13 protein-coding genes are annotated in these 13,801 nt (G+C 73.3%); 10 read left to right on the forward strand and 3 right to left on the reverse strand.

What is annotated here, in order from left to right; all coding sequences use genetic code 11:
* The first annotated feature begins 90 nt into the window (after positions 1–90).
* The gene (locus tag EV188_RS21445) at positions 91–798 is read left to right on the forward strand and encodes a flavodoxin family protein (protein WP_133828334.1); all 708 of its coding nucleotides are present in this window, start codon (positions 91–93) and stop codon (positions 796–798) included.
* Positions 799–802: 4 nt separating this feature from the next.
* Here the strand turns inward: EV188_RS21445 and EV188_RS21450 are convergent, their stop codons facing one another.
* Positions 803–1,273, reverse strand: coding sequence for a ribose-5-phosphate isomerase (locus tag EV188_RS21450; RefSeq protein WP_133828335.1), 471 nt, complete (start codon positions 1,271–1,273; stop codon positions 803–805).
* A 95-nt stretch (positions 1,274–1,368) separates the two neighbouring features.
* On the opposite strand from EV188_RS21450, the gene EV188_RS21455 reads away from it, so the two are divergent.
* The 8 genes from EV188_RS21455 (at position 1,369) to EV188_RS21490 (ending at position 10,721) form a co-directional block, all read left to right on the forward strand.
* Positions 1,369–3,951, forward strand: coding sequence for a glutamate--cysteine ligase (locus EV188_RS21455; protein ID WP_208114315.1), 2,583 nt, complete (start codon positions 1,369–1,371; stop codon positions 3,949–3,951).
* Positions 3,952–3,978: 27 nt separating this feature from the next.
* The gene (locus tag EV188_RS21460; protein WP_133828336.1) at positions 3,979–5,754 is read left to right on the forward strand and encodes an N-acetylglutaminylglutamine amidotransferase; all 1,776 of its coding nucleotides are present in this window, start codon (positions 3,979–3,981) and stop codon (positions 5,752–5,754) included.
* 14 nt (positions 5,755–5,768) lie between these two features.
* Positions 5,769–7,625 (forward strand): S9 family peptidase, encoded by a 1,857-nt coding sequence (locus EV188_RS21465; RefSeq protein ID WP_208114316.1) that lies wholly within the window; start codon positions 5,769–5,771, stop codon positions 7,623–7,625.
* Positions 7,626–7,716: 91 nt separating this feature from the next.
* Positions 7,717–8,070 carry a type VII secretion target gene (locus EV188_RS21470; protein WP_133828338.1) on the forward strand — a complete coding sequence of 118 codons (354 nt, stop codon included), beginning with the start codon at positions 7,717–7,719 and terminating at the stop codon, positions 8,068–8,070.
* Positions 8,070–9,344, forward strand: a complete 1,275-nt coding sequence (locus EV188_RS21475; protein ID WP_133828339.1) for an RNase A-like domain-containing protein — start codon at positions 8,070–8,072, stop codon at positions 9,342–9,344. Before EV188_RS21470 ends, EV188_RS21475 begins: the two co-directional genes overlap by 1 nt.
* Before the next feature lie 2 nt (positions 9,345–9,346).
* Positions 9,347–9,694 (forward strand): contact-dependent growth inhibition system immunity protein, encoded by a 348-nt coding sequence (locus EV188_RS21480; RefSeq protein ID WP_133828340.1) that lies wholly within the window; start codon positions 9,347–9,349, stop codon positions 9,692–9,694.
* Positions 9,691–10,371, forward strand: coding sequence for a contact-dependent growth inhibition system immunity protein (locus tag EV188_RS21485; RefSeq protein ID WP_133828341.1), 681 nt, complete (start codon positions 9,691–9,693; stop codon positions 10,369–10,371). The genes EV188_RS21480 and EV188_RS21485 overlap by 4 nt, the downstream gene beginning before the upstream one ends.
* Entirely contained in the window at positions 10,368–10,721 is a 354-nt protein-coding gene (locus EV188_RS21490; RefSeq protein WP_208114317.1) for a DUF488 domain-containing protein, read from the forward strand. Before EV188_RS21485 ends, EV188_RS21490 begins: the two co-directional genes overlap by 4 nt.
* On the opposite strand, the gene EV188_RS21495 is transcribed toward EV188_RS21490, so the two are convergent.
* Positions 10,702–12,132, reverse strand: coding sequence for an aldehyde dehydrogenase family protein (locus EV188_RS21495; RefSeq protein ID WP_133828342.1), 1,431 nt, complete (start codon positions 12,130–12,132; stop codon positions 10,702–10,704). The two genes, EV188_RS21490 and EV188_RS21495, sit on opposite strands and share 20 nt — an antisense overlap.
* Positions 12,133–12,214: 82 nt before the next feature.
* Here EV188_RS21495 and EV188_RS21500 point away from each other — a divergent pair, with 82 nt between their 5' ends.
* Positions 12,215–13,111 (forward strand): phytanoyl-CoA dioxygenase family protein, encoded by an 897-nt coding sequence (locus EV188_RS21500; protein ID WP_133828343.1) that lies wholly within the window; start codon positions 12,215–12,217, stop codon positions 13,109–13,111.
* Positions 13,112–13,130: 19 nt separating this feature from the next.
* On the opposite strand, the gene EV188_RS21505 is transcribed toward EV188_RS21500, so the two are convergent.
* Positions 13,131–13,739 (reverse strand): mycothiol-dependent nitroreductase Rv2466c family protein, encoded by a 609-nt coding sequence (locus EV188_RS21505; RefSeq protein ID WP_133828344.1) that lies wholly within the window; start codon positions 13,737–13,739, stop codon positions 13,131–13,133.
* Positions 13,740–13,801: the final 62 nt, after the last annotated feature.

The following is a 13,801-nucleotide window of genomic DNA, read 5'->3' on the forward strand; positions in this document are numbered from 1 at the left end:
CCTGCCTACCCCGCGCGGCGTGCGATCAGTCCCCGGCCCCCCGGGGCCTTCGGCACTGGACGCCGCGGGCCGCGAGCGGTCAGATCGACCATGGACACCACCTACGACGACCTGTCGGCGGTCTTCGTCAACACGACGCTGAAGCGCTCCCCCGAGCGCAGCCACACCCAGGGCCTCGTCGACCGCAGCGCGGCGATCATGGAGAAGCAGGGCGTGCGCGTCGACCACGTCCGCGCGATCGACCACGACATCGCCACGGGCGTGTGGCCGGACATGACCGAGCACGGGTGGGAGCGCGACGAGTGGCCCGCCCTCTACCCGCGCATCCTCGCCGCGGACATCCTCGTCATCGCCGGGCCGATCTGGCTCGGCGACAACAGCTCGGTGACCAAACTGGTGATCGAGCGCCTCTACGCCTGCTCGCACCTGCTCAACGACGCCGGCCAGTACGCGTACTACGGGCGCGTCGGGGGCTGCCTGATCACCGGCAACGAGGACGGCGTCAAGCACTGCGCGATGAACGTCCTCTACAGCCTCCAGCACCTCGGGTACACGATCCCGCCGCAGGCGGACGCGGGGTGGATCGGCGAGGCGGGGCCGGGGCCGTCGTACCTGGACCCGGGCTCGGGCGGGCCGGAGAACGACTTCACCAACCGGAACACCACGTTCATGACGTGGAACCTGCTGCACCTCGCGCGGATGCTGCGGGACGCCGGTGGCATCCCGGCCCACGGCAACCAGCGCTCGGAGTGGGACGCGGGGTGCCGCTTCGACTACCCGAACCCCGACTACCGCTGAGGTGTCACTCCTCGGGCAGGGCCGGGGGCACGCCGGTCTGCTCGTAGGCGCTCAGCATGTCGATGCGGCGCTGGTGGCGCCCGCCCTCGAACGCGGTCGCGAGGAAGGCGTTGACGATCTCGGTGGCCTGCTCGGCGGTGTGCATGCGCGCACCGACGGCGACGACCTGCGCGTTGTTGTGCTTGCGCGCGAGCTGCGCGGTCTCGACGCTCCACGCGAGCGCCGCGCGGCAACCGGGGACCTTGTTGGCCGCGATCTGCTCGCCGTTGCCCGACCCGCCGATGACGATGCCGAGGCTGCCCTCCGCCGACACGGTCCGCAGCCCGGTCTGCACGCAGAACGGCGGGTAGTCGTCGTTCGGGTCGAGCTCGGCGGGGCCGACGTCGACGACGTCGTGGCCGGCCCTGGCCAGCTCGCGCAGCAGATGGGCCTTGAGCTCGAACCCGGCGTGGTCCGATCCGACGAAGACGCGCACCCGCGCAGTCTTGCAGGTGAGGGCCCGGACGCGACGAGGCCCACGATCGGCGACTCGGAAACATGCCCGTGACACGCCCCGCTTACGTTGACGCCATGTCAGCGCGACCCTCCGACCACCGTCTGACGCCGGCGCGCGAGGTCGTCATGGGGGTCGAGGAGGAGTTCCACCTCGTCGACCTCGAGACCCGGTCGGCCGTGCCGCGGGTGCCCGAGCTGCTCGGCGAGCTCCAGGCGCTCGACGGCGAGGCGTTCGCCGCCGAGCTCAAGCCGTCGATCATCGAGACGAACTCGGCGCCGACGTCCGACCTCGCCGACCTGCGCACCGACCTGGTCCGGCTGCGCGGGATGCTCGCCCACATCGCCGACGAGCACGGCCTCGGCGTGGTCGGCGCCGGCAGCGTGCCGCTGATCGACGGCTCCGCGCGGGGCATCACACCGTCGCCGCGCTACGAGCGGATGCGCGACGAGTACCAGATGCTCGCCTTCGAGCAGCAGATCTGCGGCACCCAGGTGCACGTCGACGTCCCCGACCGCGACGCGGCGATCACCGTCATGCAGCACAGCGCGCCGTGGCTGCCGGTGCTGCTGGCGCTGTCGGCCTCGAGCCCGTTCTGGCAGTCCGAGGACACCGGCTACGCCAGCTCCCGCACGCTGGCCTGGCACCGTTGGCCGACGGCCGGTCCCCCGGCCCCGCTGACCGACGCCGCCGACTACGACGCGCTCATCGCCGACCTGCTCGCCTCCGGGACGATGTCCGACCCCGGCATGGTCTATTTCGACATGCGTCCCTCGGCGCACCAGAGCACGGTCGAGGTCCGCATCTGCGACGCCGGCCCGAGCGTCGACGGCGTCGTCCTCATCGCCGGCCTGTCCCGCGCTCTCGTGCGTCACGGGGTGCGCGCCCACGTCGAGGGCCGGGCGACGCCCCGCTACCGCCCCGAGCTGCTGCGCGCGGCGAGCTGGCGGGCGGCGCGCTCGGGCCTCGAGGGCGACCTCGTCGACGTCCCGGGACGCGAGCTCGTGCCGCCGTCGCGCGCGGTGCGGCTGATGCTCGAGCACCTCGCCGACGACCTCGACGAGGCCGGCGACCGCGCCGTCGTCGAGGAGCTGGCGCTCGAGGCGCTCGCCCGCGGCAGCTCGGCGGCCCGCCAGCGCCAGCGCGCCAACCGCAGCGGCGGGCTCGAGGCCGTCGTGGACATGCTCGTCGCCGAGACCCGCGGCGCGCCGGACTCGCCCGTCGACGCCCCGGTCGGCGAGACCGTCGCCCCGGTCATGCTCGACGGCTACCGGTCACCAGGGTTCGACGAGGCCGTCGCCGAGGACGGCACCGTGCGCCCGGCGTACTCGTGGCTGGTCTCGACGCTCGAGCGGATCGGGCCGTCCGGCCTGCTCGTCCACGAGAAGAGCCGCGACGCCGAGCAGCGCGCCCGCGGCATGTTCTTCCCGCAGGAGCAGGACGCCGAGCGCCTCTTCCCCCTCGACCTCGTCCCCCGCCTCGTCACCCCCGGCGAGTGGGCGATGCTGACCGAGGGGCTCGTGCAGCGCGCCCGCACCTGCGAGGCCCTCCTGCAGGACCTGCACGGCGAGCGCGCCTGCCTGCACGACGGCGTCCTGCCCGAGGCCGCCCTGCGCTGGGTCCCCCAGCCGCACGAGGCCGCCATGAACCTGCACCCGGGCGCCGTGCGGGCCCTGGTCAGCGGCCTCGACCTCGTCTGCGACGCCGAGGGCGAGTGGAAGGTGCTCGAGGACAACCTGCGCATCCCCTCGGGCATCGGCTTCGCGATGGCCGACCGCCGCGTGGTGCGCAGCGTCCTGCCCGAGCTCCAGGCCCCCGACGGCGTGCTCGACGCCGACGAGGGCCCGGCGATGCTGCGCGAGGCGCTGCTGGCGTGCGCTCCCCCGGCCGCGGGCAGCGACCCGGTGCTCGCCGTCGTCAGCGAGGGCCCGAGCGACTCGGCGTACTTCGAGCACCGCATGCTCGCCGAGGAGATGGGCGTGCCGCTGCTCACTCCCGGCGAGCTCCGCGCGGTCGCCGGAATGATCACGATCGCGGAGACCGGGCGGCCGATCGACGTCGTCTACCGGCGCATCGACGAGGAGGTGCTCTTCGAGGCCACCGACGCGTGGGGCGTCCCCCTCGGCGGGCCCGTCCAGGACGCCGTGCGCACGGGTCGGCTGACCCTCGCCAACGCGCCGGGCAACGGTCTCGTCGACGACAAGGGCGTCTACCCCTACGTCTCCGCGCTCACCGAGTACTACCTGGGCGAGAAGGCGACCCTCGCGGCCGTCCCGACCTGGTCGTGCGCCGATCCCGAGCAGCGCGAGCACGTCCTGGCGCATCTCGGCGAGCTCGTCCTCAAGCCCGTCGACGGCTATGGCGGGCAGGGCATCGTCATCGGCCCCGACGCGGACGCCGCGGAGCTCGACCGGGCCGCCGCCGCGGTGCGCGCCGACCCCGCGGGCTTCGTCGCGCAGGAGACGATCCGGATCTCCACGCACCCCACGTTCACGGGCACCGCGCTGGAGCCGCGGGTGGTCGACCTGCGGGCGTTCGTCGTCCTCGCGCCCACCCCGACGGTGCTCCCGACGCCGCTCACCCGTGTCGCGCCCGCCGACTCCCTCGTGGTCAACTCCTCGCGGGGCGGGGGCTCCAAGGACACCTGGATCCTGCGCTGACGCGCAGCACGACCGAGGAGGCCACCCGTGTGCGGCATCGCCGGTGAGTTCCGATTCGACGGGCGCGCGGCCGAGGTCGCGACGGTGCTCGACATGGCCCAGGTCCTCCAGCCCCGCGGGCCCGACGGCTGGGGCGTCGTCGGCCACGGCCCGCTGGCCCTCGCCCACCAGCGCCTGAAGATCATCGACCTGTCCGAGGCCGGCGCCCAGCCCATGGTCGACGCCGAGCTCGGCCTCACCGCCGTCTTCAACGGGATCATCTACAACTACAAGGAGCTCCGCGAGGAGCTGCACGCCCAGGGCTACCGGTTCTTCTCCACCTCGGACACCGAGGTGCTGCTCAAGGCCTTCCACCGCTGGGGCAAGGCCTGCGTCGAGCACTTCAAGGGCATGTTCGCGTTCGCGGTCGCCGACCGGCGCACCGGCGAGCTCGTGCTGGGCCGCGACCGGCTCGGCATCAAGCCGCTCTACGTCGCGCAGGTGCCCGGGGCGGTCCGCTTCGCCTCGTCACTGCCTGCCCTGCTCGCGGGCGGCGGGCTCAACACCGACGTCGACCTCGTCGCACTGCACCACTACATGAGCTTCCACTCGGTGGTCCCGGCGCCGCGGACGATCCTGCAGGGCGTCCGCAAGCTCCCGCCGGCGACGATCCGCACGATCTCGCCCGACGGCGCGACCGACGACTGGACCTACTGGGAGCCGCACTTCACCCGCCACGGCGAGAAGTCGGCGGAGGAGTGGGCCGAGACCGCGCTGGCCTCGCTGCGCACCGCCGTCGAGCGCCGCATGGTCGCCGACGTGCCGGTCGGCGTCCTGCTCTCCGGCGGCATCGACTCGTCGATCGTCGTGGCCCTGCTCGCCGAGATGGGGCAGAAGGACCTCAAGACCTTCTCGATCGGCTTCGAGGCCGAGGCCGGCGAGACCGGCGACGAGTTCGACTACTCCGACCTCGTCGCGCAGACCTACGGCACGGACCACGTGAAGTTCAAGGTCCCCAAGCACGAGACCGACGACGCGCTGGCGGGCGCGGTCGCGGCGATGGCCGAGCCGATGGTCAGCCACGACGTCGTCGCGTTCTACCTGCTCTCGCGCGAGGTCTCGAAGTCGATCAAGGTGGTGCAGTCCGGCCAGGGCGCCGACGAGATCCTCGGCGGGTACGACTGGTACCCGCCGCTGGCCGGGGTGCCGCGCGACGGCGCGGTCGACGCCTACCAGAAGGCGTTCTTCGACCGCCCGCACAGCGAGGTCGCCCAGCTCCTGACGCCCGAGGCGCTCGTCGGGGACGACGTCAGCCGCGCGTTCGTCGCCGAGCACTTCGGCCGGCCCGGCGCGGACTCCGCCGTCGACGCGGCCCTGCGCCTCGACACCTCGATCATGCTGGTCGACGACCCGGTGAAGCGCGTCGACAACATGACGATGGCCTGGGGGCTCGAGGCGCGGGTGCCGTTCCTGGACCACGACTTCGTCGAGACGATGGGCGCCTGCCCGCCCGAGTTCAAGCTCGCCGACGGCGGCAAGGGCGTGCTCAAGGCGGCCGCGCGCGGGGTGCTCCCCGACGAGATCATCGACCGGAAGAAGGGCTACTTCCCGGTCCCGGCGATCCGCCAGCTCTCCGGGCCGGTGCTCGAGCGCGTCCGCGGCGCGCTGACCGACCCCGCCGCCACCTCGCGCGGGCTCTTCCGGTCCGACGCCGTGGCCCAGATGCTCGACGACCCGAACTCGGGGCGCACCAACCTCGGCGCCAACGCGCTGTGGCAGGTCGCACTCCTCGAGATGTGGCTGCAGGCGCACGGCATCACGTAGGTAGCGTGCGGTCCGTGGACGAGTGGATCAGCGCGACGCGTTGCTGGTCTCCCAGCCCCTCACCGGACGGGACGACGATCGCGTTCGTCTGGGACGGCGAGGGCCTGCCCCAGGTGCGCCTGCACCGACGGGCCACCGGCGAGGAGTGGTCGCTCGACACCGGCGACGACCTCGTCTCGACCGTGCGCTGGTCCCCCGACGGCGCGTGGCTCGCCGTCGAGACCGCCCCCGACGGCGGCGAGCGCACGCAGGTCGCGATCGTCCGCCCGGACGGCACCGACCTGCGGGCCGTCCGGGGCGTCGGTGACGACGACCGCGGCGCGGTCACCCTCGACCGCTTCACGCACACCGGGTCGGTCCTCGCGATCACCGAGTCGGACACCGAGACGACGACGGCCTGGCTCGTCGACGCCGACACCGGGCAGCGCCAGCGCCTGGGCTCCGGGCACGCCCTGCAGATCCTCGACGTGAGCCGCGACCGGCGCCGCGTGCTGCTGCGCCGCGGCCGCCGCGGGTCCCGCCACGTCGGCATCGTCGACCTCGACGGCACCGAGGGCTGGCACGAGATCGACGTGCAGCGGGGCCCCGGCGGCCCGCCCGGCGCCGTCGAGCACCCCGTCGCGATCACCCGCGACTCCAGTGTCGTCGCCGGCCGGTTCACCCCCGACGGCACGAAGATGCTGCTGCTCACCGACGGCGGTCGCGAGCGCGCGGCGCTGGTCGCCGTCGACGTCGCGACCGACGCGAGCCCGATGACCCCGGAGGTGCTCGCCGAGCGCGTCGACGCCGACCTCGAGCGCTTCGCGCTCACCGAGGACGCCCGGCTCGCGGCCCTCGTGTGGAACGTCGAGGGGCGCAGCGAGGTCGACCTGCTCGACCTGGAGAGCGGCAAGTGCTCGTCGTACGCCCCGCCCGGCGACGTCGTCACCCACGCGGTCTTCAGCCACGACAGCGACTCGCTGGTGATGGGCATCCAGTCGCCCGAGGTGCCGGCCGCCGTGTGGTGCCACGAGCTGTCGTCGGACACCACCGCGCTGATCTGCCCGCAGGAGGAGCCGCGCTGGTCACCGGGCCAGCTCGTGCACCCGACGCTCGAGGTCGTCACCACCCCCGACGGCCTGCGCCTGCCCGGCTGGCTGTACCGCCCGCGCGGGAGCGCCGGGCCGCTGCCGACGGTGATCTACCTGCACGGCGGGCCCGAGGCGCAGGAGCGCCCCGTGTTCACGCCGCTCTACCAGCACCTGCTCGCCCGCGGCGTCGCCGTCTACGCGGCCAACGTGCGCGGGTCCTCGGGCTTCGGTCGTTCGTTCGTCAACGCCGACAACGGCGCCGGGCGCTTCGCGGCGATCCGCGACGTGGCGACGTGCGTCGAGCACCTCGTCGGCTGCGGCGTCGCCGACCCCGCCCGCGTCGCGGTCATGGGCCGCTCCTACGGCGGCTACCTGACCCTCGCCGCGCTCGTGAACCACCCCGAGCTCTTCGCGGTCGGCATCGACGTGTGCGGCATGGCCGACTTCGAGACGTTCTTCGCCCGCACCGAGCCGTGGATCGCCGACGCCGCCGTCGGCGAGTACGGCCACCCCATCCACGACCGCAACCTGCTCCGCGAGCTCTCCCCCGTGCACCGTATGGAGCACCTGCGCGCGCCGCTGCTCGTCGTGCACGGGAAGTGGGACACCAACGTGCCCGTCCACGAGGCCGAGCTCGCCGTCCACGGCGCCAAGGCCGCGGGCGTGCCCGTGCGCTACCTGCTCTTCGACGACGAGGGCCACGAGATCCAGCGCACCGAGAACCGCGTGCGCTTCATCCACGAGTGCGTGGACTGGCTCGGGGAGCACTTCGGGCTCGAGCCCCGGGCGGACACGGCGTAGCTCTCCAGTTCGACTTCCGCCGAACCGCCCCTGCCGCCCGCGGCCCTCTGCCAGCATCCGATCGGCGAGCTGATCGGACGGGAGGGGCCGCGTGACCGCACCGGGCGAGGGGTTCGACGTCCGCCCGGACGAGCTGCGCGCCGGCACCGCGGCGCTGCGCGGCGACGCCGGCGACCTCGTGGCGGCCTGCCGCGCGGCCTCCGCAGCCATCGCCTCCACCGCCGGGGCGTGCGGCACCGAACCGCTGGCGTCGGCGGCGGCCCGGTTCGGCCAGGCGCTGGACGGTGCCGGTGCCGCGGTGTCCACGCGGGTCACCGATGCGGCCGCGTCCCTCGAGGCCTCGGCCAGCGCGTACGTCACCGGCGACGGGGGCGTCGCGGGCGGACTCGGGCCAGCGGCTCCCGGCGCGCCGCCCGTCCTGCTGCCCGGCCTGGGCGGCAACTGATGCCCGGCCTCCCCGGCGATCCGGCCGCGGTCGAGGCCGCCGCCGACGCCCTCGCCCGCGCCGCGCAGGACCTCGCGGCGACCGGTGAGGCGGTGGCGGGTCACGGGCGCGGCGCGACGGCGGCGTGGTCCGGCAGCGCCGCGATGCTCGCGGCGACGAACGTCTCGACGGCCGCAACCGGCGCCCGCACCGTCGCCGAGGCGGTGTCGGCGACCGCCGGGCCGCTGCGGGCCTTCGCGGCCGAGCTCCGCCGCGCGCAGCAGGACTGGCTCGAGGGCGAGCGGATGGCCGTGCAGGGCCAGGCGCTGCTCGTGGGGGTCGGCTCCGGCGCCCCGGCCGACGCCGCCCGCGAGACCGGTCGCCTCGCCGTCCAGGACGGTGCCGCGATCATGCTGTCCGCCGAGGACCGCGCCCAGGACGCGGCAGAGGTGGCGGCGCGTGCCCTCGACGCCGCCGGCGCGGGACTGGCGAGCCTCCTCCCGGCACCGGCGACCCCGCCCGACGGCAACGCGTGGGACGGGCTGGTGAAGGCCGGCGGGGACGTCGTCGGCGAGGTCACCGACACGGTCGGCGGCGTCATCGACCACGTCAACGTCTTCGACGAAGACTTCGGGGCCACCTGGGGGCGGACATGGGAGACGACCCAGGCCGCGGTCACCGACCCGCTCGGCGCCGTCGGGTCGATGCTGCAGGGCACGGTCCAGCCCGTCGTCGACTCGTACCAGACCGGCGGCCTGGACGAGGCGATCGGCCGAAGCCCCGGTGTCATCGCCGCGGCCCTCGGCGGCAAGGGCATCACCAAGCTCGGCCGCCTCGGCGACCTCGTGGAGCACGGGCCCGACCCGCGTCCGTCCACGCCCCTCGCCCCCGGGGGTGGGCTGCAGCGGCACCAGGACGCCGGGGGCCACACGCTGACCCCGAAGAAGGCGCACGTCGGCGCGACCGACCAGGAGCTCCTCGACCGTCAGGCGAGGGTGGGCAGACCGCTGGAGGTCTCGAGCTACGCCGACCGCCAGACCGCCGAGAGTGCGACCCACGACAACATCACCGCCAACCAGGCCGCGATCGACGACTGGCTAGCCTCGAGCCCTTCGGATCCTCAGGAGTTCGAGTTCGAGCACCCGTGGTCGGTCGGTCGGTTCGCCCCGGAGAACGCGACGCTCGCCGACGTGGTCGACGTCCCGGTCTCGCGGGTGGTCCTGATGGCCGATCCGTCCATGCCCGGCGGTTACTACATCCTGACGTCCTATCCCCGGCCCGTGGAGCATCCGTAGACATGACTGGCCCACGACGTTCCCAGCTCCGGACGCTGTTCGCCGCCTACCTCAACCAAGACTTCGTGGACGACTACGGCAGCCCGTCGAAGGCGGTCGGCGCGTACTGCCGGACGGCGAGCGACGAGCACCGGATGACGACCGCCCAGGAAGTGCACGAGATCCTGCGGACCGCCGATGGGGAGGACGGCGCGCGACAAGCCGTGGCTGCCCTGGCGCTGGAGTACCACCCCGAGGCGGAGGGCTGGCAGATGCGCGACTGGCTCGCCGAGCTGGAGCGGTTCCTGCGCGACCCGGACGGTCCCACGCGGCTCGACTGGCCCCACGAGGAGACGGACACGTCCCGATGAGCGACGGACGCATCGACCTCGACAGCATCGCGTGGGACTGGCGGCCCGGCGCGCAGGACATCGCCCCGAGCGGCCGTTCCATCGAGTCGTCGAGCTTCACCGACCGGGAGGTCGCCGAACGGAGCGTCGCCGACAACCTCGCCGGCAACGCCGCTCTCGTCCGCTCCTGGCTCGCCACGGCTCGCCCGACACTCGGCGTCACGTGGGAGCACGGCGCCGCCACCGGGCGCCACGTGCCGAAGTGGGCGGAGACCGCCGCCGACATCGTCGACGTCACCTCCTCGCTGGCGCTGCTGCGCCGGGACCCGTCGATGCCCGAGGGGTTCCACGTGCACACTGCCTACCCGGTGCCGTCGCGCCGGTTCGAGGGCGCGGACCCGACAGCGGCGGAGTGGCAGGCGCTCGCGGGCCTGTTCACCGGCTACCTCCACCAGGACGTGGGCGACGACCACGGGTCGGTCGAGGGCGGGCTCGAGGCGTTCGCGCGGGAGTGGCCGCACGACGACGTCTGGGCGGCGACGGGCCAGGCTCAGCACCTGCTGGAGCGCTTCGGTTCCGAGGACGCCACGCGGGCCGCCGCGGAGTCGCTGGGCCTGGAGTACCACCCGCCGTCGACAGGCCAGTCGTACCGGCGCTGGCTGGGCGACGTGCAGCAGATCCTCTGGCGGGCCACGTGACCGTGCAGGTGAAGCGGGTGCGCGAGGAGCGGGCCGACGGCGACGGCACGCGGGTGCTCGTCGACCGCCTCTGGCCGCGCGGGGTCGCCAAGGCCGACGCCGACCACGATTCCTGGCTGCGCGACGTCGCCCCGAGCAGCGAGCTACGCAAGTGGTTCGGCCACGACCCCGCGAAGTACGACGAGTTCGCCCGCCGCTACCGCGCCGAGCTGGACGAGGAGCCCGCCGCGTCGGCGCTCGCGTCGCTGCGCGACACGGCGGGCCCGCTCACCCTGCTGACCGCGACCAGGGACACGGACCACAGCCACGCCCGTGTCCTGGCCGACGTTCTCAGAGCTGGATCGACTTGACCTCGAGGAACTCCTCGAGCCCGTAGCGGCCGAGCTCGCGGCCGGTGCCCGACTGCTTGTACCCGCCGAACGGGGCGAGAGGGTTGAACTGGCCGCCGTTGACGTCGACCTGGCCGGTGCGCATGCGCTTCGCGACCTCGAGCCCGCGCTCCTGCGACCCCGCGAACACCGCGCCCGCGAGGCCGTAGACCGTGGCGTTGGCGATCTCGACGGCCTCGTCCTCGTCGGCGTAGGGCATCACCGACAGCACCGGGCCGAAGATCTCCTCCTGGGCGATCCTCATGTCCGGGCGCACCCCCGAGAAGATCGTCGGGCGGACGTAGGCGCCGCTGTCCAGGCCGTCGGGACGGCCGGGGCCGCCGGCGGCGAGCTCGGCGCCCTCGGAGACGCCGGTCGTGATGTAGCCGTCGACGCGCTCGCGCTGGCGCTCCGAGGACATCGGCCCGATGCGGGTCGACTCGTCGGTGGGGTCGCCGACCGTGTACTTGGCCGCCTGCTCGACGGCCATCTCCACGACCTGGTCGTGCAGCGACTGGGGCACGAGCAGGCGGGTCCAGGCGGTGCAGGTCTGGCCGCCGTTGATGAAGCAGTTGCCGAGGCCGAGCTTGACGGCCTGGGTGAGGTCGGCGTCATCGAGCACGATGTTGGCGGACTTGCCGCCGAGCTCGAGCGCGACCCGCTTGACGGTGCCGGCGGCGACCTCCTGCACGCGGCGGCCCGCGGGCACCGACCCCGTGAACGACATCATGTCGACGCCGGGGTGCGACGCGAGCGCCTCGCCGGCCTCCGGCCCGGTGCCGTGCACGACGTTGAACACGCCGGCGGGCAGCCCGGCCTCGCGGGTGATCTCGGCGAGGATGCCGGCGGTCAGCGGGGCGACCTCGCTGGGCTTGAGCACGATCGTGCAGCCCGCGACCAGCGCCGGCGCGACCTTGGCGACGACCTGGTGCAGCGGGTAGTTCCACGGCGTCACCGCGCCCACGACGCCCACCGGCTCGCGGACGACCAGCGAGTTGCCGATCTCCTCGGTCCACGGGAACGACTCGGCCAGCCCGGCGACGCCCTTGGACGTCGCCATCGGCATGCCGACCTGCACCGTGTTGGCGAACTTCGTCGGCGAGCCCATCTCGGCGGTGATCGAGGTCGCGATCTCGCCGCTGCGCGCCTTGATGCCCTCGCGGATCGCGAGCACCATCGCCACCCGGTCGGCCAGCGGGGTCGCGGCCCAGCGGTTGAACGCGTGCCGGGCGGCCATCACCGCGGCGTCGACCTCGGCCTTCCCGCCCGCGGGCACCTCCGCGATCGTCTGCCCGGTCGCCGGGTTGACCACGGCGATCGAGCCGGACCCCTCCTGCCAGGCGCCGTCGATCCAGTGCCTCGTGAGCGTCTCCGTACCGGTCGTCGTCTCCATGACCCCACCCTGCCCGACGGGGCGACGTCCTCGCCCGTGTGACCTACCGTGTGAGGACGGACACACAGCGTGGAGGTCCCACATGCTCACCGACGAGATCCGACGCACGCCCGCCAAGGTGCTCACCGAGGAGCAGCGCGAGTCGTACTGGGCGAACGGCTACCTGCTGCTCGAGCGCCTGATCCCCGAGGAGTGGCTCGAGCGCCTGCGCGCCGCCACCGACGAGATGGTGGAGCGCAGCCGGTCGCTGACCGCCTCGGACCGGGTCTTCGACCTCGAGCCCGACCACACCGCCGACGCCCCGCGCCTGCGCCGCGTCACCAGTCCCGTCGACCAGCACCCCGACTACTGGGCCTACGCCCGCGACGCGGTGCTCGCCGACGTCGCCGCCGACCTCGTCGGGCCCGACGTCGCCTTTCACCACTCGAAGCTCAACTTCAAGTGGGCGCGGGGCGGCGCCGAGGTCAAGTGGCACCAGGACATCCAGTACTGGCCGCACACCAACTACACGCCGCTGACCTTCGGCACGTACCTGTACGACTGCGGCATGGAGCAGGGCCCGCTCGGCGTCCTGCCCGGCAGCCACGACGGCCCGCTCCACGACCTCTACGGCGACGACGGCGCCTGGGCCGGCGCGCTGAGCAGCCGCGACGCCGCCGGGCTCGACACCGACCGCACCGTGTACCTGCCCGGCCCCGCCGGCTCGGTGACGATCCACAACTGCCGCACCGCGCACCACTCCGCGGCCAACGACTCGCCGATCGGGCGCCCGCTGCTGCTCAACGTCTACAAGGCCGCGGACGCCTTCCCGTACACCGCGAACCCGCTGCCCTCGAGCCACGCCGAGGAGGTCGTGCGCGGCGAGCGGGCGCGCTGGGCGCACCACGACCCGCGGCCGTGCCTGATCCCGCCGGACTGGTCGGGCGGCTACACGAGCCTGTTCGCCCTGCAGCAGAACGAGGCGCCGGCGTCGATGTGACGCCGGCGCCCGGACGACGTCAGTCGAACTTGAGCTCCGTGTCGCGGGTGCGCTTGAGCTCGTAGAAGTACTCGTACCCGGCGAGGAGCTTGGCGCCGTCGAAGATCTGGCCTGCCTGCTCGCCCTTGGGGATGCGGGTCATGACCGGGCCGAAGTACGCCGAGCCCTCGACGTGGATGACCGGCGTGCCGACGTCCATGCCCACGGGGTCCATGCCCTCGTGGTGGCTCTTCTTCAGGGCCTCGTCGTAGTCGGTCGACGTGGCGGCCTGGGCCAGCGAGTCCGGCAGGCCGACCTCGGCGAGCGACTTCGCGATCACGTCGTCGAAGTCCTTGTTGCCCTCGTTGTGGATCTTCGTGCCCATCGCGGTGTACAGCGGGGCGAGGATCTCGTCGCCGTGCGCCTGCGCGGCGGCGATCGCGACGCGGACGGGCTTCCAGCCCTCGTCCATCATCGACTGGTACTTCTCGTCGAGCTCACGGCCCGAGTTGAGCACCGACAGGCTCATGACGTGCCAGTGCGTCTCCACGTCACGCACCTTCTCGACCTCGAGCATCCAGCGCGAGGTGATCCAGGCGAACGGGCACAGCGGGTCGAACCAGAAATCGACGCGGGTCTTGTCTGCCATGACGGTCGGGTTCCCTTCTCGGAGGTCCTCATCCGTGGCAACCCCGGCGATGGGCTGTGATG

Origin of the sequence: Actinomycetospora succinea (assembly GCF_004363095.1) — a bacterium.
GTDB lineage: Bacteria > Actinomycetota > Actinomycetes > Mycobacteriales > Pseudonocardiaceae > Actinomycetospora > Actinomycetospora succinea.

Excerpts from the sequence above, each read along its gene's own strand:
- EV188_RS21445 (WP_133828334.1), top strand. The coding sequence starts at position 91 with ATGGACACCACCTACGACGACCTGTCGGCGGTCTTCGTCAACACGACG.
- EV188_RS21455 (WP_208114315.1), top strand. The coding sequence starts at position 1,369 with ATGTCAGCGCGACCCTCCGACCACCGTCTGACGCCGGCGCGCGAGGTC.
- EV188_RS21475 (WP_133828339.1), top strand. The coding sequence starts at position 8,070 with ATGCCCGGCCTCCCCGGCGATCCGGCCGCGGTCGAGGCCGCCGCCGAC.
- EV188_RS21480 (WP_133828340.1), top strand. The coding sequence starts at position 9,347 with ATGACTGGCCCACGACGTTCCCAGCTCCGGACGCTGTTCGCCGCCTAC.
- EV188_RS21485 (WP_133828341.1), top strand. The coding sequence starts at position 9,691 with ATGAGCGACGGACGCATCGACCTCGACAGCATCGCGTGGGACTGGCGG.
- EV188_RS21495 (WP_133828342.1), bottom strand. The coding sequence starts at position 12,132 with ATGGAGACGACGACCGGTACGGAGACGCTCACGAGGCACTGGATCGAC.
- EV188_RS21500 (WP_133828343.1), top strand. The coding sequence starts at position 12,215 with ATGCTCACCGACGAGATCCGACGCACGCCCGCCAAGGTGCTCACCGAG.
- EV188_RS21505 (WP_133828344.1), bottom strand. The coding sequence starts at position 13,739 with ATGGCAGACAAGACCCGCGTCGATTTCTGGTTCGACCCGCTGTGCCCG.